Here is a 19,833-nt window from a genome sequence, read left to right as displayed (position 1 = left end):
ACCGGCGTCTCCCCGCCTGCCTACGGTGTCCCCATGACTCCACGCTTCGACGCCATCGGCCTCCTCGTCCACGACATGTCCGCGTCCGTCACCTTCTACCGCCGCCTCGGGTTCGTCTTCCCCGAGGGAGCCGAACGGGAGGGCCACACCGAGGCCGCGCTTCCCGGCGGGCTACGGCTGATGCTGGACACGGAGGAGATGGTGCGGTCCTTCTCCCCCGGCTTCGAGACGCCGGGTCCGGGAGGGCGGGCGTCTCTTGCGCTGCTGTGCGACGGGCCTGGCGAAGTCGACGCCGTGTACGAGGAGTTGATCGCCGCAGGGCATCACGGGGAGACGAAACCGTGGGACGCCGTATGGGGGCAGCGGTACGCGGTGGTGCACGACCCGGACGGCAACGGGGTGGATCTGTTCGCGCCGTTGAGCTAAGCCGTCTCTTTCCGGTCATCGGATCGTCGGTCCGGTGTGCCATCGACTGACGCGCGGTGAGCGCGGATGGAGCCGTTGTCGCCGGACCGGACGCCGAAGCGGGGCGCGGGCGGTGGCGTGACCGCCGTGAGGTCATCGACGAGATCGTGTGGAAGTTCCGGACCTGCCCGCCCGGGCCAACGCCGAAGGGCGACCTGGGCCGGGTCGTCACGCCGCGATCGTGCGAGCACACCAGTACCCGGCCGGAACCCGCGAAAAGAGACCCCGGCCGCAAAACCCGGCCGCCACACGATGGGACGCTCCCGGGAGGGCTGACCACGAAGATCCACCTCACTGCGGACAGCCACTGCCAGCCGCTGTGTTTTATTCTCACCCCCAGCCAGGCGAACGAGGCGGTCATCGCGGACAAGCGCGCCCGTGACCTGGTGAAGGAACTCGACGGCCACATGGCCGGACTGCGCGAGGCTCGGCACCCACACCCTTGGCGGCTACGAGCGGATGGTCCGGATCGGTGTGGAGGTCCGTACCCACCAACCGCCGGAAGTCAGCCCGACGGCCGGGGAACAAGCTGCACACCACAGCGGCGTTGCTGCTGCGGCGCGGCACGTATGAGGGACGCCAGTTGGTTGGCGTACTGCGCGAGTACGACTGAAGTGATCACCACGTCGGCCGATATGACCAGCGACCACACCGCAGGCGTCAGTTCCACGGTTCGTCGCAGGGGTCTTCGCCCAGTGTCTTCGCCGCAGCCGCGCAGAGGTCTTCACCGTAGAGCTGGCTACTGCCCCATTCGGAGCCCCACAGGTCGGACGCGGCCCGGGCCACTGCGCGCCAGGAGAGATCCTCATCGACTCGCCACGTACGGATCTGAGCAGCCATCTCCGGCGTGATCGTCGCCGGATCCACCGTGTTGCGTGTCATCCCACCGCTCCTAACTTCACCTTCAGGACTTGGCCGTTCACCGTCTTCTGCGTCAGGCCCGATGGGGTACTTCCCGTCAACATCCTCACCTCACGCGACAGGTGCGCCTGATCCGCGTACCCCGCCCTCGCCGCCGTCTCCGCCGGGGGCACCCCGCCTCGCAGCAGCCCCAACGCCCTTTGCAGCCGCAGGATTCGGGCCAGCGTCTTGGGGCCGTAGCCGAAGGCCCACAGCGAGCGCCGGTGCAACTGGCGTGCGCCCAGCCCCAGTCCATCGGCTGTCGCCGAGACCGAGCGGCCCGCGTCGAGAACGGTGACCAATTCCGACAGTAACTGGTCGGGAGGTGCGGCCCGTTCAAGGGCCAGTTCCTCCAACCCCCGCGCCGGGTCCGGCGCCGCCGCGATCCGTGCGGTCAGTCTCCGTACCTCCGGCGCCGGCCACAGGTCCGCCAACTCAACCCGGCGGTCGCGGAGTTCGTGTGCGGGGACCCCCAGCAGGGCGGGAGCTGTGCCGGGGTAGAAACGGACGCCCGCCCATGCGGCACTCGGTCCTTCAGGGACGTACGCCTGTGTATCCGGGCCGGCGACCAGGAGCCGGCCCTCGGTCCACAGCAGGTCCATGCAGCCGTCAGGCAGGACCGCGCCCGGCGCACCCGATGCTGTGGTCGTCCATACCACCGCGCCGGTCAGGCGGGACGGGTGTTCCTCGTACACGCTTCCACGCTACGCCTTCCCCCGGTGCTCTTGCGGACTCACCTCGGACACCCGCTTGACTGAACCCATGACGAACACAGACACGACCCTCATAGTCACCGGCGCAACCGGCCGTACCGGCAGCCGCGTCGCGCGAGCCGCCCAGGCCGCCGGCCTCATCGTCCGCCCCGCCTCCCGAGGCCAGGGCCCGGCGCGGCCCGGACGGTCGTCCGGGCCGCGTGGTTCAACCAGAACTTCAGCGAGGGCCCGATGGCGGACGGCCTGCGGATCACCGGCGACCTGGTGTTCCCGGCGGACGAGGTGACCGAGCCGTTCCTCGACCTGGCGGACCTCGCGGAGGTCGTCGCGCGCGCCCTCACCGAGGGCGAGAAGTACGTGGGCCGCGCGCTGGACCTGTCGGGCCCGCGCCTGATGACGTTCCGGGACGCGGTCGCGGAGATCGCGCGGGCGTCGGGCCGGGAGCTGACGTACACGGCGGTCACCTCGGAGCAGTACGCCCAGGTCCTGACGTCGTTCGGCCTGCCGCCCGAGGAGGTCGGCTTCCTCACCGGGACGTTCGCCTCGCTGCTCGACGGCCACAACGAGTTCCTGTCGACGGACGACGTCCACGCAGTCCTGGGCCGCGCCCCGCGCGACTTCGCGGAGTACGCCCGGGAGGCGGCGACGGAGGGCGCCTGGAAGGCGGAGCAACGCGGAGCAACCGTTTGCACAACGCCGGCGCGGGCACCGTACGGCAACCGCTACCGCGAACGCCCGCGCCGGCAACGTACAGCAACCGTTTCCACAAAACAGCCCCGCCGGGCAACGCACAGAAACCGCTGCCACAACCCCCTCACTTCTCCCGGCGCTGCTCCTCCTGTGCCTTAGCCACCGTCTTCGCGTGGGTCCGCAGGCGGGCCGTGACGTTCTCGTGGGGGAGGAAGCGGGACCAGCGTTCGGGGAACTCGGAGGGCATGTCGGGGTCGTCGGGGTCCTCGCGGCCCTGCACGGCGGACATCCGGGCGACGTACTCGACGACCTCCTCCTTGCGGAGGCGCTCGTTGGCGGCGCGGGCGGCGGCGGTCGCGGCGGCGGGCCAGACGCGGTCGATCGCGGCGTTGACGGCGGCCCCGACAAGCACGGCGAACGCGGCGACGCCGATCCACAGCATGACGGCGACGGCGGCGGCGAGCGAGCCGTAGATGGTGGCGCCCTCGATGGTGCTCTGGAGGTAGATCCGCAGCAGGAAGCTGCCGAACACCCACATCGCGAGGGCGACCAGCGCCCCCGGCACGTCCTCGATCCAGGGCGAGCGCACCGGCACGGACACGTGGTACAGCGTGGTCAGGAAGGCGATCGACAGCAGGATCACGACCGGCCAGTACAGCAGCTGCACGAGCGTCGCCGACCAGGGCACGATCCTTACGACGGCGTCGGGACCGGCGACCATCAGCGGCAGCGCGACCGCCCCGATGACGAGGGCGACGATGAACAGGGCGAAGGCGACGAGCCGCGTCTTGACGATGCCGCGCACCCCGTCGAGGCCGTACATGACGGTGATCGTGTCGATGAAGACGTTCACCGCGCGCGAGCCGGACCACAGGGCGAACAGGAACCCTATCGAGACGATGTCGGGCCGGCCGCCCTTCAGCACGTCGTCCAGGATCGGCTGGGCGAGCTGCTTGACGCCCTTGTCGGACAGGACCGTCCGGGAGGCGTCCAGGATGTTGGCCTCCAGGCTGGTGATCGTGTCGGTGCCGGTCCAGTCGTCGACGTACCCGAGCAGCCCGATGAGGCTGAGCAGCAGCGGCGGCACGGACAGCAACGTGAAGAAAGCGGCTTCTGCCGCCAGTCCCAGGATCCGGTACTCCACGCAGGAGTTGACCGTGTCCTTGAGCAGCAGCCAGGCGGTCCTGCGCATGGACACGTCGCGGTAGAGGGCGCGCGCCCGGTGGAAACGGCTCGGTGCCGCGTGGTGCGGGGGTGACTGACTTGCTGGCTGCACGCCCTAAAGGTATCCGCCACTGGCGGCCGTACTCATCCCCGGTGCCACGGCGTCGGCGCACGTGACGCCCGGGGAGCGGATAGGTTGCGGGCTATGGCAGGCACCACCCACACCGTGACCAATCAGCCTCCTCCCCTTGCCGCGTACGACGTGTACGGCACCGACCGGGTCCTGGTGGACGCGGTGGAGCGGCATCTGGCGCCCGAGCTGCGTGACGAGGCACACGCCTCGCTGACCGAGCTGGGGCGGTCGGCCGGTTCCGCACAGGTGCGCGAGTGGGCCGTACAGGCGGACGGGAATCCGCCCCGGCTGCGTACGCACGACCGGTACGGGCACCGGGTCGACGAGGTCGACTTCCATCCGGCGTGGCACCGGCTGCTCGGCAAGGGGGTCGGCGCGGGGCTGACGGGGGCGGCCTGGTCGCGGCCCGGCGGGCAGGTGCGGCGGGCCGCCGGGTTCCTGGTGTGGTCGCAGGTCGACGCGGGGACGTGCTGTCCACTGTCGATGACGCACGCGGCGGTGCCGGTGCTGCGGACGGAGCCCGGACTCGCCGCCGTGTGGGAGCCGTTGCTGGCCTCCTCGCTGTACGAGCGGGAGTTGCGGCCGGCGGGCGAGAAGGGGGGTGCGCTGCTGGGGATGGGGATGACGGAGAAGCAGGGCGGGAGCGACGTCCGGGCGATCACGTCCGTTGCACAACCGCTTGCTGAAACGGGCGCGTACGAGCTGACCGGGCACAAGTGGTTCTGTTCGGCGCCGATGTCGGACGGCTTCCTGGTGCTGGCGCAGGCGCCTGGCGGGCTGACGTGTTTTCTGGTCCCCCGGGTGCTGGCGGACGGTTCTCGCAACCGGTTTCTGCTGCAACGTCTCAAGGACAAGCTGGGCAACCGGTCCAACGCGTCGGCGGAGGTCGAGTTCGACGGGACGTGGGCGCGGCGGGTCGGTGAGGAGGGGCGCGGGGTGCGCACGATCTCCGGCATGGTCGCGGCGGCCCGGCTCGACTGCGTGCTGGGCTCCGCCGGGCTGATGCGGCAGGCCGTCGCGCAGGCCGTCCACCACTGCGCGCATCGCGAGGCGTTCGGCTCGAAGCTGGCCGACAAGCCGCTGATGCGCAACGTCCTCGCCGATCTCGCGCTGGAGTCGGAGGCGGCGACCGTCCTCGGGATGCGGCTCGCCGCCGCGTACGACGACGGGGGCGAGCGGGAGTCGGCGCTGCTGCGGATCGCGGTGCCGGCCGCCAAGTACTGGGTGACGAAGCGGTGTTCGCCGGTCGTCGTCGAGGCCGCGGAGTGCCTGGGCGGCAACGGGTACGTCGAGGAGTCGGGGATGCCCCGGCTGGTACGGGAGTCGCCGCTGGGCTCGGTCCGGGAGGGGGCCGGGAACATCCAGGCGCTGGACGTGCTGCGGGCGCTCCAGCGGGAACCGGCGGCGCTGGACGCGTACCTCCGGGAGGTGGGTCTGGCGCGGGGCGCCGATCACCGCCTCGACGCGGCGATCAAGGACCTGCTCACCGAACTCGCGGACCTGGCGGGGGTGGAGGCGCGGGCCCGGCGCCTCGCCGAACGGTTCGCGCTGGTCCTGCAAGGTTCACTGCTGGTCCGGTTCGCCCCGCCGGAGGTGGCGGACGCGTTCTGCGCGTCGCGGCTGGGCGGGGATGCGGGGGCGACGTTCGGGGGGTTGCCGCACACGCTGGATCTGGGGGCGGTGGTGGAGCGGGCGCGGGTGGGGTGAGGGGGCGGGGATGTTGTGGAAGCGGTTGCACAACTCGCGGGGCGGCTCGGGCGGCTCGGGCGGCAAACGGTTGCACAACTCCGGCAGCGGCTCGGTGTGCAAGCGGTCGCACAACTCCCCGCGCGGCAACAAGGCGTAAGCGGTTGCACAACCCCGGCCCACCCGACTCCCCCGGCCCGCACCAGCCTTCGGCCCCCACGGGGTGGTGCCGCGCCGACACGGCACCACCCGCGCGTCCCCGGTCCTGCGAGGCCGGGGCCGCCGCGCTCGTCGGCGTGACTCAAGTTTCAAGCACCACAGGTACGTTCACCAGGGTTGCAAAGGGTTGCAACGGGCCTGTAGAGGGACGTGAACGCACCCGGATGTCAGGTGGGCGCGGCAGGATGGGAGACCGGCCGCCGCACACCCGGGCAGCCGGCGCCCGGCCCTGTCCACCTTCTCCACCTCACGTCGTCTCCGGAGGCACCCGTGGCGAATCCGCCGATGAAAGCGGCGCGGAACGTGACCGCCGTCCGTGTCCCCGGCGAGCGGAGGTCCCGTCCGCGCCAGGTGATCGAGCAGTCCTGGACGAGGGTCCTGGGACGCGGCGTGAACCCCGAACACGACTTGACGTCCGACCTGTTGACGCCGGACGAGGTCCGCAGACGCCGGGCGGAGTCACCGCTCGGAGCGGTCGTCCCGGTGCTGCGCGCGGGCCTGCTCCCGGCGGCGGACGACGCCCGGCACATCATGATCGTGGCCGACGGCGAGGGCCGGGTGCTGTGGCGGGAGGGCTGCTCCCGGGTGCTGCGCAAGGCGGACGAGGTGGGTATCGGCCTCGGCGCGGACCTCAGCGAGGAGGCCGCCGGCACGAACGGCGTGGGCACCCCGGCGGTCGAGCGCCGCCCGGTGCAGGTGTTCGCCGGGGAGCACTTCGTCCGGTCGCTGACCCATCTGACCTGCGCGGGCGCCCCCATCACGGACCCGAGGGACGGCCGGCTGCTCGGTGTGGTCGACGTGAGCGGCCCGCAGGAGTCCGCGCACCCGGCGACGCTGGCGTGGGTGGAGTCGGTGGCGAAGCTCGCCGAGGCGCGGCTGCGGGAGACGCACCTCGGTTCCCTGCAACGCCTGCGCGCGGTGGCCGCCCCGGTGCTGGCGCGGCTCGGCGGCCGGGCGACGGTCGTGGACCGGGACGGCTGGACGGCGGCGGTGACGGGGATGCCGTACGTGCAGCGGATCACGCTCCCCAAGTCGGCGTCGGAGGGCACCGGTTGGGTCCCGGCGCTGGGGCTGTGCGCTCTGGAGCCGCTGGACGGGGGCTGGTTGGTGCGCGCGGTGGAGCCGGGCGGCGGCCGGGGCCATGGTGCGCGGATCGCCCTCGACCTGTCCCGGCGGCGGCGCTGGTCGGTGACCGTGTCGGGCGGCGCGGGCTCCTGGTCGCAGGAACTCAGCCCGCGTCACGCGGAGTTGCTGTACCTCCTCGCGGTGCACCCGGCGGGGCGCAGTGCGGCGGAGCTGGCCCAGGAGGTGTTCGGGGACCCGGCACGGACGGTGACGGTGCGTGCGGAGATGTCGCGGATACGGCGCTATCTCGGGGAGTTCCTGGAGCACCGGCCGTACCGGTACCGGGAGGACGCGGAGGTCGACGTCCTGCTGCCGGACCAGCCGGGTGACCTGCTCCCGCACTCGGCGGCGTCGGCGGTGGGACGGGCGCGGGCGGCGTCGTCGTGAGCCGGCGTCAGAAAACCCTTGCACAACAAGGGAGTCGGCATAGGGATATCCCTCGGAATACCCTTCGCACACGCTTTCCGCCCATCCTTTGCCGGGTCTTCCTCCCGGGTGCGGCCCGTCTGCCGTAGAGTCCCTTACGGGTCACCCCACCTGCTCCTCGGTCAACGCACGGATCAACAGGCGCAGTTGGCCCGCCCTGGGAGGACTTAATGACGCAACGTGGCCGCCACCGTCGGCGCCGTAGGGGAAAAGCGCTGCGCGGGTTCCTCGCCGGGACCGCTCTCGCCCTGACCGCCGCCGCGACGATCGTCAGCGCCTCGCAGGCGACGGTCTCGGACGTGCCGGGTGCGCTGAAGCAGGCAGAGGTCACCACTGCCCTGCGGATGACGGAGGATCTGGTCCCGACCCCGTCCCTGGACCGCCTCGCGGCGGGCATGGGCCGTCCGGTCGGGGTGAGTTCGGTGCTGGAGGCCGGTGACCGGCTGCTGCGCGACTCGGCGGACTGTACGGCGGCCGAACGCGGCCAACTCCCCGTCGCCCCCGAGCCGGTGACCTCGTACTGCTGGGACGCCTCGGACACCCGCGGCTGGCGGGCGGGCGCGGTGACGACGTCCGGGGACGCGGACGACGACGGGGTGTGGGGCACGAACCGGGTGATCCTCTCCGGCTGGTCGCACACCGGCGGGTTCGCGCGGGTCGCGTTCGTCGACGCCAACGACCCCGGTCGGCTGACGTACTCGTGGGTCCTGCTCGCCGTACCGGTGGACGACGGAAACGATTTCCGTCCTGTTTCTTCCCGGCTGTCCGGGATGGTCTGGTACCAGGACAAGCTGCTGGTGACCGCCGACGACGGGGACGGCGCCGCGCTGTACGTCTTCGACATGAACCGCATCCAGCGCGCCACGGTCGACGGCGACGCGGTCGGCCGGGTCGCCGGCGGCTGGTCGGCGCACCGCGCGCGCTTCGTGCTCCCGGCGGTCGGCACGTACCGGCTGGGCGCGGGCGCCCCGCGTCCCGCGACGATCTCGCTGGACCGCAGCACGGTCCCCGACAGCCTGGTCGCCGGCGAGTGGACGACCCGCGGCGGCGCGACCCGTCTGTGGCGCTACGCCCTCAGCTCCCTGCCCGACCGTACGGGCCTGCTGGCCGCCGACTCGTACGGCCGTGTCGCGGCGACCGAGGCGTACCGCACCGAGGTCGAGGGGGTGCGCGGCGTCCTGGCCCGCGACGACGCGTGGTACGTCAGCCAGGCGCCCGGAAAGGGCCACGGGCACGGCACGCTGTGGCGCCAGGACACGAAGGGCACGTCGGCCGCGGAGTGCGACGGCGCGGACGGCCACGCCTGCTGGAGCGGCGCCCCGCAGTCCCTGTCGTACTGGGCGGCGACCGGCGAGGTCTGGTCCCAGTCGGACCGCACGCTGTTCGCGATGCCTCTGGCGTCGGTGGACCGGGCGGCGAAGAAGCAGTGGAGCGACGACGCGTCGTAACCGTTTGCTGTGCCGTTTCTGTCCGCATGGGCAGGTGATCGTCCGTACCGGCAGGTGATCGACAGACCTCGGGTCCGGATGATTGCCTGACCCCATGAGCAACATCCCCGTGACCACCTGGTCCCTGGAGCAGTCCGCGCCGACCGACCTCCTCCCCGCGCCCGCCCCCGGGGGCGAGGTGCGGGTGGTGCGCGCGGCTGTCCCGTCGCCGGAGTTCAGCCGGTTCCTGTACGCCTCGGTCGGCGGGGACATCCGCTGGATCGACCGGCTCGCCTGGCCGTACGACCGCTGGCGCGAGCACCTGGAGCGTCCGGGTGTCGAGACGTGGGTGGCGTACGAGCGGGACACTCCGGCCGGGTACGTGGAGCTGGACCCGCAGGAGAGCGGTGTCGTAGAGATCGCTTACTTCGGTTTGCTGCCGGCGTTCCGGGGCCGCCGGATCGGCGGTCACCTCCTGTCGTACGGCGCCGCGCGCGCCTGGGACCTCGCGGAGCGCTGGCCGCAGCGGACGCCGACGAAGCGGGTGTGGCTGCACACCTGCTCGCTGGACGGTGAGCACGCGATGGACAACTATCTGCGCCGGGGCTTCCACCTGTTCGACACGCAGGTCGAGGAGCAGGCCCAGGTCGCCGCGCCGGGCCCCTGGCCGGGTGCTTACCCGGCGTGACCTGCGCCGACAAGCCCTCGTACGCCGCATGTGACCGATCCCACCCACGTCTCGCCTGACGAGACACGAGTGTCCGCATGTCGGATGAAGCTGGACTGCGTCCAGAACGCCGTGCCACGCTTTCCACCATGTCCGGAACTGGAATCGCCTTGGTGAGTCGGCGGCACGTCGATCTCTGCCGCATGTCCAGCGCCATCTGTCCGGCGAGCTGACGAGCCGCGTCGCAGCTGTTCCCGCCCTTCCGCCTGTCCTGCGCCCACCCTCCTGACGTGCTGGAATCACCCATGTCAGAGCCGCATTCGCCTGTCTTGAAGGACGTACATAACCATGGCCGCCACCCCGCAGAACCCTGCCGCCGCAGCGTCCCGTCGCAAGGTGAGCCGTCACCGCGGCGAGGGTCAGTGGGCCGCGGGGCACTTCACCCCGCTGAACGGCAACGAGCAGTTCAAGAAGGACGACGACGGTCTCAATGTGCGGACACGCATTGAGACGATCTACTCGAAGCGCGGCTTCGACTCGATCGACCCGAACGACCTGCGCGGCCGGATGCGCTGGTGGGGGCTGTACACCCAGCGCAAGCCCGGGATCGACGGCGGCAAGACCGCGATCCTGGAGCCGGAGGAGCTGGACGACAAGTACTTCATGCTGCGCGTGCGCATCGACGGCGGCCGGCTCACCACCGGGCAACTGCGGGTGATCGGCGAGATCTCGCAGGAATTCGCGCGCGGCACAGCCGACCTGACGGACCGTCAGAACGTGCAGTACCACTGGATCCGTATCGAGGACGTGCCGGAGATCTGGGAGCGCCTGGAGGCGGTGGGCCTGTCCACCACCGAGGCGTGCGGCGACACCCCGCGGGTGGTCCTCGGCTCTCCGGTGGCCGGTATCGCCGAGGACGAGATCATCGACGGCTCCCCGGCGATCGAGCAGATCCAGGCCCGGATCATCGGCAACAAGGCGTTCTCGAACCTGCCGAGGAAGTTCAAGTCGGCGATCTCCGGCTCGCCCCTGCTGGATGTGGCCCACGAGATCAACGACATCGCGTTCGTCGGCGTCGAGCACCCCGAGTACGGCCCCGGTTTCGACCTGTGGGTCGGCGGCGGTCTCTCCACCAACCCGAAGATCGGCGTCCGGCTCGGCGCGTGGGTCCCGCTGGACGAGGTCGCGGACGTCTACGAGGGCGTCATCTCGATCTTCCGCGACTACGGCTACCGCCGCCTGCGCACCCGCGCCCGCCTGAAGTTCCTGGTCGCCGACTGGGGCGCGGAGAAGTTCCGGCAGGTCCTTGAGGACGAGTACCTCAAGCGCGAGCTGATCGACGGTCCGGCCCCGGCGCAGCCGGTGGAGCGCTGGCGCGACCACGTCGGCGTGCACCGGCAGAAGGACGGCCGGTTCTACGTCGGTTTCGCGCCGCGCGTGGGCCGGGTGGACGGGGCGACGCTGTCGAAGATCGCCGACCTCGCCGAGGCACACGGCTCGGGCCGGGTCCGCACGACGGTCGAGCAGAAGATGATCGTCCTGGACGTCGAGCAGGACCGGGTCGACTCGCTCGTCGAGGGTCTGGAGGCGCTCGACCTGACCGCGAAGCCGTCCCCGTTCCGGCGCGGCACGATGGCCTGCACGGGCATCGAGTACTGCAAGCTCGCGATCGTCGAGACGAAGGCGCGCGGCGCCCAGCTGATCGACGAACTGGAGCGCCGTATCCCGGAGTTCGACGAGCCGATCACCATCAACATCAACGGCTGCCCGAACGCCTGCGCCCGCATCCAGGTCGCGGACATCGGCCTCAAGGGGCAGTTGGTCCTGAACGACGAGGGCGAGCAGGTCGAGGGCTTCCAGGTGCACCTCGGCGGCGCGCTCGGACTGGAGGCCGGGTTCGGGCGCAAGGTCCGTGGCCTGAAGGTGACTTCGGCCGAGCTGCCGGACTACGTGGAGCGGGTCCTGACGCGGTTCCAGGAGCAGCGCGAGGACGGCGAGCGGTTCGCGACGTGGGCGGCGCGGGCGTCCGAGGAGGCGCTGTCATGACCGAGCGCGCGGCGCCCTTCTACTGCCCCTACTGCGGCGACGAGGACCTCCGTCCCAGCGAAGAAGGTCACGGCGCCTGGGAATGCGCGGCGTGCAGTCGCGCATTCCAGTTGAAGTTCCTCGGGCTTCTCTCCCGGGGGCTTCGACGGGCCGACGACGGAGGCGACCGGATATGACGACCACTCAGAAAGCGCGCACCGACGACGAGTTGAAGGAGCTGGCCGAGCAGGCGGGCCGCGACCTGGAGGACGCCTCCGCGCTGGAGATCCTCCAGTGGGCGGTGGACACCTTCGGCGACGGCTTCTGCGTGACGTCCTCGATGGAGGACGCGGTGGTCGCCCACCTCGCCTCCCGGGTCCGCAAGGGGGTGGACGTGGTCTTCCTGGACACGGGCTACCACTTCCCCGAGACGATCGGCACCCGGGACGCGGTGGACGCGGTGATGGACGTCAACGTCATCACCCTGACGCCCCGTCAAACGGTCGCCGAGCAGGACGCCGAGTACGGTCCCCAACTCCACGACCGTGACCCCGACCTGTGCTGCAAGCTGCGTAAAGTCCAGCCGCTGGAGCAGGGTTTGACGGCGTATCAGGCGTGGGCGACCGGCCTGCGCCGCGACGAGTCGCCGACCCGGGCGAACACCCCGGTGGTCGGCTGGGACGAGAAGCGCCGCAAGGTGAAGGTCTCCCCCATCGCCCGCTGGACGCAGGACGACGTGGACGCGTACGTCCTCGAACACGGCGTGCTCACCAACCCGTTGCTGATGGACGGCTACGCGTCCGTCGGCTGCGCCCCCTGCACGCGCCGCGTCCTGGAGGGCGAGGACGCGCGTGCCGGGCGCTGGGCCGGACGCGCCAAGACCGAGTGCGGGCTGCACGGATGACGACGAATCAGGAGAGCGACGTGACGACCGGAGCCACCGTCTGGCTCACGGGTCTGCCGAGTGCCGGCAAGACCACCATCGCGTACGAGCTGGCTGGGCTGCTGCGCGCCGAGGGCCACGCCGTCGAGGTCCTCGACGGCGACGAGATCCGCGAGTTCATCTCGGCGGGCCTCGGCTTCAGCCGCGAGGACCGGCACACCAACGTGCAGCGCATCGGCTTCCTCGCCGAACTCCTCGCCCGCAACGGCGTGAAGACGCTGGTCCCGGTGATCGCGCCGTACGCCGACAGCCGCGAGGCCGTCCGCAAGCGCCACCAGGAGGGCGGGACACCGTACTTGGAGGTGCACGTGGCAACTCCGGTGGAGGTGTGCTCCGTCCGGGACGTGAAGGGCCTGTACGCCAAGCAGGCGGCGGGTCAACTCACCGGTCTCACCGGCGTGGACGACCCGTACGAGGCTCCCGAGTCACCCGACCTCAGGATCGAGTCGCAGGACCAGACCGTGCGGGAGTCCGCCGCGTCGGTGCACGCGCTGCTCAGCGAAAGGGGACTGGTGTGACCACCGTCGCGACGGTTACCGGGGGCACGTACGCGCTCTCGCATCTGGACGCCCTCGAATCGGAGGCCGTGCACATCTTCCGTGAGGTCGCGGGGGAGTTCGAGAACCCGGTGATCCTGTTCTCGGGCGGCAAGGACTCCATCGTCATGCTGCACCTGGCGCTGAAGGCGTTCCGTCCGGCGGCGGTCCCGTTCACGCTGCTGCACGTCGACACCGGGCACAACTTCCCCGAGGTCCTGGAGTACCGCGACCGCGTCGTACAGGAGCACGGGCTGCGCCTGCATGTCGCGTCCGTGCAGGACTACATCGACCGGGGCGTTCTCAAGGAGCGGCCCGACGGGACCCGTAACCCGCTCCAGACGCTGCCGCTGACGGAGAAGATCCAGGCGGAGAAGTTCGACGCGGTGTTCGGCGGCGGGCGCCGGGACGAGGAGAAGGCGCGCGCGAAGGAGCGGGTGTTCTCGCTGCGGGACGAGTTCTCGCAGTGGGATCCGCGGCGCCAGCGACCGGAGTTGTGGAACCTGTACAACGGGCGGCACGCGCCGGGTGAACACGTACGGGTCTTCCCGCTGTCCAACTGGACCGAGCTGGACGTCTGGCAGTACATCGCCCGCGAGGGCATCGAGCTGCCGCAGATCTACTTCGCGCACGAGCGTGAGGTGTTCGCGCGGGCCGGGATGTGGCTGACGGCCGGCGAGTGGGGCGGTCCGAAGGCGTCCGAGACGGTCGAGAAGCGGCTCGTGCGCTACCGCACGGTCGGCGACATGTCCTGCACGGGCGCGGTCGACTCGGACGCGGTGACGCTGGAGCAGGTCATCACCGAGATCGCGGCGTCCAGGCTGACCGAGCGGGGTGCCACGCGCGCCGACGACAAGCTGTCGGAGGCCGCGATGGAGGACCGCAAGCGCGAGGGGTACTTCTAGAGATGAGCGCCATACTCACCGAGACGACGCTGCTGCGGTTCGCGACCGCCGGTTCCGTCGACGACGGCAAGTCGACCCTGGTCGGGCGGCTGCTGCACGACTCCAAGTCGGTCCTCACCGACCAACTGGAGGCCGTGGAGCGGGCGTCGGCGTCACGCGGTCAGGACGCCCCGGATCTCGCCCTGTTGACGGACGGGCTGCGCGCCGAGCGCGAGCAGGGCATCACGATCGACGTGGCGTACCGCTACTTCGCCACCGCCGTACGCCGGTTCATCCTCGCCGACACTCCCGGCCACGTGCAGTACACCCGCAACATGGTGACGGGTGCCTCCACGGCCGAGCTGACGGTGGTCCTCGTCGACGCCCGCAACGGCGTCGTCGAGCAGACCCGCCGGCACGCGGCGATCGCGGCCCTGCTGCGCGTCCCGCACGTCGTCCTCGCCGTCAACAAGATGGACCTGGTCGGCTACCAGGAGGGCGTGTTCGCCTCGATAGCCGAGGAATTCACCGCGTACGCCACGGAGTTGGGCGTCCCCGAGGTCACCGCGATCCCGATCTCGGCGCTCGTCGGCGACAACGTCGTGGAGCCGTCGGCGAACATGGACTGGTACGGCGGCCCGACGGTCCTCGAACACCTCGAAACCGTCCCCGTCGCCCACGACCTGGCGCACTGCCACGCGCGGCTGCCCGTGCAGTACGTGATCCGTCCGCAGACCGCCGACCACCCCGACTACCGGGGGTACGCCGGTCAGATCGCCGCCGGTTCGTTCCGCGTCGGCGAGGCGGTCACCGTCCTGCCGTCGGGCCGCGCCACCCGGATCGCCTCGATCGACCTGCTGGGCACGCCCGTTGAGGAAGCCTGGACGACGCAGTCGGTGACGCTCCTGCTGGAGGACGACATCGACGTCTCGCGCGGCGACCTGATCGTCCCGAGCAAGGACGCCCCCGCGACCACGCAGGACGTGGAGGCGACCGTCTGCCACGTCGCCGACCAGCCGCTGACCGTCGGCCACCGCGTCCTGATCAAGCACGGCACCCGCACGGTCAAGGCGATCGTCAAGGACATCCCCTCCCGCCTCACGCTCGACGACCTGTCCCTGCACCCGCACCCGGGACAGCTCGTCGCCAACGACATCGGCCGCGTGAAGATCCGTACGGCCGAGCCGCTGCCCGTCGACTCGTACGCCGACTCGCGCCGCACCGGCTCCTTCATCCTGATCGACCCGGCCGACGGCACCACGCTCACGGCCGGCATGGTCGGCGAGTCCTTCGCCGCCCCCGAACCCGTCAAGAACGCCTCAGACGACGACGGTTGGGACTTCTGACGATGACTCAGGACGACTTCTACTCGACGTTCGCGAAAGAGGGTGGCCGCGTCGGCAGCGGCGCCCTCGGCAGCGGGCAGGGCGGGGTGGCCCGATGTGCGTGATGACGTACGCGCACCGCTCGCGCGCCCTGTCCCCCCACCGGACGTCCCGACATCGACGAAAACCCTTTGCCGAACTCCCGGCCACGACCTGAGAGACCGTGACCCGCCGGGCCAACGAGAGGAACACCTCCCGTGCCTGCCTCCCGCTCCTCGCTCATCCGCCGCACTCTCGTAGCGGCAACCGCCCTTCCCCTGCTGACACTTGCCGCCTGCGGCTACGGCTCCGAGTCCAAGGACACCCCCTCGGAACAGAAGGTCGCCGCCGGGGCCGAGAAGATCGACGGCCTCGACTCGGTCAAGATCGGCTACTTCGGCAACCTGACCCACGGCACCGCGCTGGTAGGGGTGCAGAAGGGCTTCTTCCAGAAGGAGTTGGGCGCCACCAAGGCGGCGTACCGGACCTTCAACGCGGGGCCCTCGGAGATCGAGGCGCTCAACGCCGGTTCCGTGGACATCGGTTGGATCGGCCCCTCCCCCGCGATCAACGGCTACACCAAGTCGGACGGCAAGAGCCTGCGGATCATCGGCGGTTCGGCGTCCGGCGGGGTCAAGCTGGTCGTGAACCCGGCGAAGATCAAGTCGGTCGCGGACGTCAAGGGCAAGAAGATCGCGACCCCTCAGCTCGGCAACACGCAGGACGTGGCGTTCCTCAACTGGATCGCCGAGCAGGGCTGGAAGGTCGACGCGCAGAGCGGCAAGGGTGACGTCTCCGTCGTCCGCACCGACAACAAGGTGACGCCGGACGCCTACAAGTCCGGTTCCATCGACGGCGCCTGGGTGCCGGAGCCGACCGCGTCGAAGCTGGTCGCCGAGGGCGCGAAGGTGCTGCTCGACGAGGCGTCGCTGTGGCCCGACAAGAAGTTCGTGATCACGAACATCATCGTGTCGCAGAAGTTCCTGACCGAGCACCCGAAGGCCGTCGAGGCGGTCCTGAAGGCGTCGGTCGACACCAACAAGTGGATCAACGCGAACCCGGCCGAGGCGAAGGCCGCGGCCAACGCCCAGTTGAAGATCGACTCGGGCAAGGCGCTCCCGGCGGCCGTCCTCGACCCGGCGTGGTCGTCGATCCAGTTCACCGACGACCCGCTGGCCGCCACCCTCGACTCGGAGGCGGAGCACGCGGTCAAGGCCGGTCTCCTCGCGAAGCCGAAGCTGGCCGGCATCTACGACCTGACGCTCCTGAACAAGGTGCTGAAGGCCGAGGGCGCCGGCGCTGTCACCGACGCCGGTCTCGGCGTCAAGTAAGCCCGGATTCCCCCGAGTTCCCAGGAGGTGACGATCATGGCAACCGCTCTCGCCAAGGCCGCCGACGCCGCGTCGGTGGAGCACGCGGCCCGTATCGAGCACGTCTCGAAGTCCTTCGCCGGGCCCGCCGGACAGCAGCTCGTCCTGGACGACATCACGCTGGATGTCGCGCCGGGCGAGTTCGTCACCCTCCTGGGGGCCTCGGGCTGCGGCAAGTCGACCCTGCTCAACCTGGTGGCGGGCCTCGACGAGCCCTCCGCCGGCACCATCACGACCGACGGGCGCGCGGCTCTGATGTTCCAGGAGCACGCCCTGTTCCCGTGGCTCACCGCGGGCAAGAACATCGAACTCGCCCTGAAACTGCGGGGCGTGGCGAAGGCCGAACGTCGCACCCGCGCCGAGGAGTTGCTGGAGCTGGTCCGGCTGAAGGGTTCGTACGGCAAGCGCGTGCACGAACTCTCCGGCGGCATGCGCCAGCGCGTCGCGCTGGCCCGCGCGCTCGCCCAGGACAGCCAACTCCTGCTGATGGACGAGCCGTTCGCCGCGCTCGACGCCATCACGCGGGACGTCCTGCACGACGAACTGACCCGGATCTGGGCCGAGACGGGCGTGTCCGTCCTGTTCGTCACGCACAACGTGCGCGAGGCGGTGCGGCTCGCGCAGCGCGTCGTCCTGCTGTCGTCGCGGCCCGGCCGGGTGGCCCGCGAGTGGACCGTGGACATCCCGCAGCCGCGCCGCATCGAGGACGCGCCGGTGGCCGAACTGTCCCTGGAGATCACCGAAGTACTGCGTGGGGAGATCCGCCGTCATGGCCAGCACTGAGACCACCCCGCAGGAGAAGCAGGAGAAGGAGAGCGCCGGTCTCGGCGGTCTGGAGGCGGGCCTCGACGCGCTGGAGTCGTCCGCGACAGGCCGTACGCCGTTCCTCGTCACGTTCCGGACGAAGATCCTGCCGCCCGTCGTCGCCGTCGTCCTGGTGGTCCTCGTCTGGCAGGCGCTGATCACCTTCAAGGTCGTCGACGACCCGACGAAGCTGCCCTCGCCGTCCGACGTGGGCGCGGAGTTCAAGAGCGCCTGGCTGGAGGGGCGCCTCCTCGACTACATCTGGACCAGCGTCTCGCGCGGCCTGCTCGGCTTCCTCTTCGCGCTCGCCATCGGCACCCCGCTCGGACTCCTGGTCGCGCGGGTGAAGTTCGTGCGCGCCGCGATCGGGCCGATCCTGTCCGGGCTCCAGTCGCTGCCGTCGGTGGCGTGGGTGCCGCCGGCCGTGATCTGGCTGGGCCTGAACAACTCGATGATGTACGCGGTGATCCTGCTCGGCGCCGTCCCGTCCATCGCCAACGGTCTGGTGTCCGGCATCGACCAGGTGCCGCCGCTGTTCCTGCGGGCCGGCCGCACGATGGGGGCGACAGGGCTGAAGGGTGCCTGGCACATCGTCATGCCGGCTGCCCTGCCCGGCTACTTGGCGGGTCTGAAGCAGGGGTGGGCGTTCTCCTGGCGGTCGCTGATGGCCGCCGAGATCATCGCCTCCTCGCCCGATCTCGGCATCGGTCTCGGCGCGTTGCTGGAGAACGGCCGCAACGCCAGTTCCATGGCGATGGTGTTCGAGGCGATCGTCCTCATCCTGTTCGTCGGCATCGCGATCGACCTGCTGATCTTCAGTCCGCTGGAGCGGCGGGTGCTGCGCAGTCGCGGCCTGCTGGTGAGGAACTGAACTCCCGTGCGCAGCAAGCCGGTTCGCCCCGTCCTCGTGGTTGTCGCCCACGGCAGCCGCGATCCGCGGCACGCCGCGACCGTCCACGCGCTCGTGCGGCGCGTGCGGTCGCTGCGGCCGGGGCTGCGCGTGGAGACCGGCTTCCTGGACTTCAACTCTCCGTCCGTCCCTGAGGTGTTGGAGTCCCTGGCGGCTGAAGGCGTGCGGGACGTGGTGGCGTTGCCGCTGCTGCTGACCCGCGCCTTCCACGCCAAGGCGGACATCCCGGCGGTGCTGGCAAACGCGCCGGCCTCGCTGCGGATCCGTCAGGCGGCGGTCCTCGGCCCGTCGCCGCTGCTGGTGTCGGCACTCGAACGCCGCCTGTACGAGGCGGGGTTGACACCCGCCGACAAGTCCTCGACCGGGGTCGTGCTGGCCTCGGCGGGGTCCACCGACCCGGAGGCGATCGCGGTGATCGCCGACATCGCGCGGGAGTGGTGGCACACCGGTTGGTGCGCCGTGCGACCCGCGTTCGCCTCCGCGGCACTGCCTCCCACCGAGGACGCGGTACGGGAGCTGCGCTCCCTCGGCTGCCGCCGGATCGCGGTCGCGCCGTACGTCCTCGCGCCGGGCTTCCTGCCGGACCGGATCGCGCGGGGGGCGGCCGGGGCGGACGTCCTGGCGGAGGTGCTGGGGCCTGCGCCGGAGGTGGCGCGGGTGTTGTTGCGGCGGTACGACGAGGCAGGCAGCTTCGCGCGGTACGACAACGCGGGGCACCTCACGGGTCCGGAACCCCTCGCCCTGCTCGCGACCGGCGTCCGCTTCGGCGGGTGAGCCGGAGTCACCTCGGTGCGCCGATCCGGGGGTCCCTGCCGCTCTCGGTGAGCGCGCGGTCGAACGCCGGTGCGTCGTCGGGGACTTGGACCGGCGCGGCGAAACCGTCGTACTGCCGGTAGAGGTCTCCGTGCTTCAGGACCACGTCCAGCACCAAGGCGGCGGTCCCCTCCGAGACGCGGAACTCCTGACCGGTGGCGACCGCCACGTCCCAGCCGTGCAGGGCCGTCTCCTTGATCAGCAGCTCGGCGAGTTCGGTGGCGGGCAGGGTGGCGTACCCGAGGTCGATCTCGCCCTCCCAGACGGCCGGTTCGGACCAGGCGGCGAGCACGCGGTCCAGTTGGGCGGCGTAGGCGTCGGCCCAGTCGGGATCGGCGGTGAAATCGGTTTCTGTGAGTTTCTCCGGGAGCTGGGTGCGCAGGGCGCGGTGCTCCAGGCCGTGGGACGTGTACAGCACCCAGTGGTTGACGAGGGTGCGCAGGTCCCAGTCCCCGCAGTGCGTGGGCCCGTCGAGCCGTGCCGCCGGGACGCCACGGGCGACCCGGGCCGCCTCGGCGGCGCATTCGACCAGGTGGGCGTAGGTGTCGTTCGTCATGCACCCCACGCTA

General features: G+C 70.8%; 22 protein-coding genes. 18 read left to right on the top strand and 4 right to left on the bottom strand.

Annotated features, from left to right (window positions below; genetic code table 11):
• The first annotated feature begins 33 nt into the window (after positions 1-33).
• Entirely contained in the window at positions 34-426 is a 393-nt protein-coding gene (locus tag ACQCO7_RS33660) for a VOC family protein (protein WP_464075331.1), read from the top strand.
• 699 nt (positions 427-1,125) lie between these two features.
• Here ACQCO7_RS33660 and ACQCO7_RS33655 read toward each other — a convergent pair.
• Together ACQCO7_RS33655 and ACQCO7_RS33650 are read right to left on the bottom strand one after the other, a co-directional pair.
• A complete protein-coding gene (locus tag ACQCO7_RS33655) occupies positions 1,126-1,347 on the bottom strand; it encodes a hypothetical protein (protein ID WP_464075330.1) in 222 nt (73 codons plus the stop codon).
• Positions 1,344-2,060, bottom strand: a complete 717-nt coding sequence (locus tag ACQCO7_RS33650; protein ID WP_464075329.1) for a helix-turn-helix domain-containing protein — start codon at positions 2,058-2,060, stop codon at positions 1,344-1,346. Before ACQCO7_RS33650 ends, ACQCO7_RS33655 begins: the two co-directional genes overlap by 4 nt.
• Before the next feature lie 249 nt (positions 2,061-2,309).
• Between ACQCO7_RS33650 and ACQCO7_RS33645 the strand changes: the two genes are divergently transcribed.
• Positions 2,310-2,927, top strand: a complete 618-nt coding sequence (locus tag ACQCO7_RS33645) for a Rossmann-fold NAD(P)-binding domain-containing protein (RefSeq protein WP_464075328.1) — start codon at positions 2,310-2,312, stop codon at positions 2,925-2,927.
• On the opposite strand, the gene ACQCO7_RS33640 is transcribed toward ACQCO7_RS33645, so the two are convergent.
• Entirely contained in the window at positions 2,893-4,044 is a 1,152-nt protein-coding gene (locus ACQCO7_RS33640) for a YihY/virulence factor BrkB family protein (protein ID WP_464075327.1), read from the bottom strand. The genes ACQCO7_RS33645 and ACQCO7_RS33640 overlap by 35 nt on opposite strands.
• 93 nt (positions 4,045-4,137) lie before the next feature.
• On the opposite strand from ACQCO7_RS33640, the gene ACQCO7_RS33635 reads away from it, so the two are divergent.
• From ACQCO7_RS33635 to ACQCO7_RS33560, 16 genes are all read left to right on the top strand, one after another.
• Positions 4,138-5,772: an acyl-CoA dehydrogenase family protein gene (locus ACQCO7_RS33635; protein ID WP_464075326.1), complete on the top strand. Its 1,635-nt coding sequence runs from the start codon at positions 4,138-4,140 to the stop codon at positions 5,770-5,772.
• Positions 5,773-5,782: 10 nt separating this feature from the next.
• Complete coding sequence (locus tag ACQCO7_RS33630; RefSeq protein WP_464075325.1) at positions 5,783-5,911, top strand: hypothetical protein; 129 nt, start codon at positions 5,783-5,785, stop codon at positions 5,909-5,911.
• 344 nt (positions 5,912-6,255) lie between these two features.
• The gene (locus tag ACQCO7_RS33625) at positions 6,256-7,482 is read left to right on the top strand and encodes a GAF domain-containing protein (RefSeq protein ID WP_464077348.1); all 1,227 of its coding nucleotides are present in this window, start codon (positions 6,256-6,258) and stop codon (positions 7,480-7,482) included.
• Positions 7,483-7,691: 209 nt separating this feature from the next.
• Entirely contained in the window at positions 7,692-8,969 is a 1,278-nt protein-coding gene (locus ACQCO7_RS33620; RefSeq protein WP_464075324.1) for a hypothetical protein, read from the top strand.
• Between the two features lie 94 nt (positions 8,970-9,063).
• Positions 9,064-9,636 (top strand): GNAT family N-acetyltransferase, encoded by a 573-nt coding sequence (locus ACQCO7_RS33615; protein WP_464075323.1) that lies wholly within the window; start codon positions 9,064-9,066, stop codon positions 9,634-9,636.
• Positions 9,637-9,713: 77 nt separating this feature from the next.
• On the top strand, positions 9,714-9,848 hold the full coding sequence (locus ACQCO7_RS33610) for a putative leader peptide (protein ID WP_464075322.1): 135 nt from the start codon (positions 9,714-9,716) through the stop codon (positions 9,846-9,848).
• A gap of 115 nt (positions 9,849-9,963) precedes the next feature.
• Complete coding sequence (locus ACQCO7_RS33605) at positions 9,964-11,661, top strand: nitrite/sulfite reductase (protein ID WP_464075321.1); 1,698 nt, start codon at positions 9,964-9,966, stop codon at positions 11,659-11,661.
• Positions 11,658-11,837: a PDDEXK family nuclease gene (locus ACQCO7_RS33600; protein ID WP_075661031.1), complete on the top strand. Its 180-nt coding sequence runs from the start codon at positions 11,658-11,660 to the stop codon at positions 11,835-11,837. Before ACQCO7_RS33605 ends, ACQCO7_RS33600 begins: the two co-directional genes overlap by 4 nt.
• Entirely contained in the window at positions 11,834-12,544 is a 711-nt protein-coding gene (locus ACQCO7_RS33595) for a phosphoadenylyl-sulfate reductase (protein ID WP_464075320.1), read from the top strand. The genes ACQCO7_RS33600 and ACQCO7_RS33595 overlap by 4 nt, the downstream gene beginning before the upstream one ends.
• A complete protein-coding gene (cysC, locus tag ACQCO7_RS33590; RefSeq protein WP_464075319.1) occupies positions 12,541-13,101 on the top strand; it encodes an adenylyl-sulfate kinase in 561 nt (186 codons plus the stop codon). The genes ACQCO7_RS33595 and cysC overlap by 4 nt, the downstream gene beginning before the upstream one ends.
• Positions 13,098-14,024: a sulfate adenylyltransferase subunit CysD gene (gene cysD, locus ACQCO7_RS33585; protein ID WP_464075318.1), complete on the top strand. Its 927-nt coding sequence runs from the start codon at positions 13,098-13,100 to the stop codon at positions 14,022-14,024. The genes cysC and cysD overlap by 4 nt, the downstream gene beginning before the upstream one ends.
• A gap of 2 nt (positions 14,025-14,026) precedes the next feature.
• Positions 14,027-15,349 (top strand): sulfate adenylyltransferase subunit 1, encoded by a 1,323-nt coding sequence (locus ACQCO7_RS33580; protein WP_464075317.1) that lies wholly within the window; start codon positions 14,027-14,029, stop codon positions 15,347-15,349.
• Between the two features lie 236 nt (positions 15,350-15,585).
• Positions 15,586-16,698, top strand: coding sequence for an aliphatic sulfonate ABC transporter substrate-binding protein (locus tag ACQCO7_RS33575; RefSeq protein WP_464075316.1), 1,113 nt, complete (start codon positions 15,586-15,588; stop codon positions 16,696-16,698).
• A 36-nt stretch (positions 16,699-16,734) separates the two neighbouring features.
• Complete coding sequence (locus tag ACQCO7_RS33570) at positions 16,735-17,520, top strand: ABC transporter ATP-binding protein (protein ID WP_464075315.1); 786 nt, start codon at positions 16,735-16,737, stop codon at positions 17,518-17,520.
• A complete protein-coding gene (locus ACQCO7_RS33565) occupies positions 17,507-18,412 on the top strand; it encodes an ABC transporter permease (RefSeq protein WP_464075314.1) in 906 nt (301 codons plus the stop codon). The genes ACQCO7_RS33570 and ACQCO7_RS33565 overlap by 14 nt, the downstream gene beginning before the upstream one ends.
• Positions 18,413-18,418: 6 nt before the next feature.
• On the top strand, positions 18,419-19,225 hold the full coding sequence (locus ACQCO7_RS33560; RefSeq protein WP_464075313.1) for a sirohydrochlorin chelatase: 807 nt from the start codon (positions 18,419-18,421) through the stop codon (positions 19,223-19,225).
• Between the two features lie 7 nt (positions 19,226-19,232).
• Here the strand turns inward: ACQCO7_RS33560 and ACQCO7_RS33555 are convergent, their stop codons facing one another.
• On the bottom strand, positions 19,233-19,820 hold the full coding sequence (locus ACQCO7_RS33555) for a TIGR03086 family metal-binding protein (protein WP_464075312.1): 588 nt from the start codon (positions 19,818-19,820) through the stop codon (positions 19,233-19,235).
• Positions 19,821-19,833: the final 13 nt, after the last annotated feature.

The sequence above is a fragment of the Streptomyces saintjeani genome (assembly GCF_055409605.1).
Note: the sequence above shows the minus strand (reverse complement) of the source record. Positions and strands in the feature narration are given on the sequence as shown.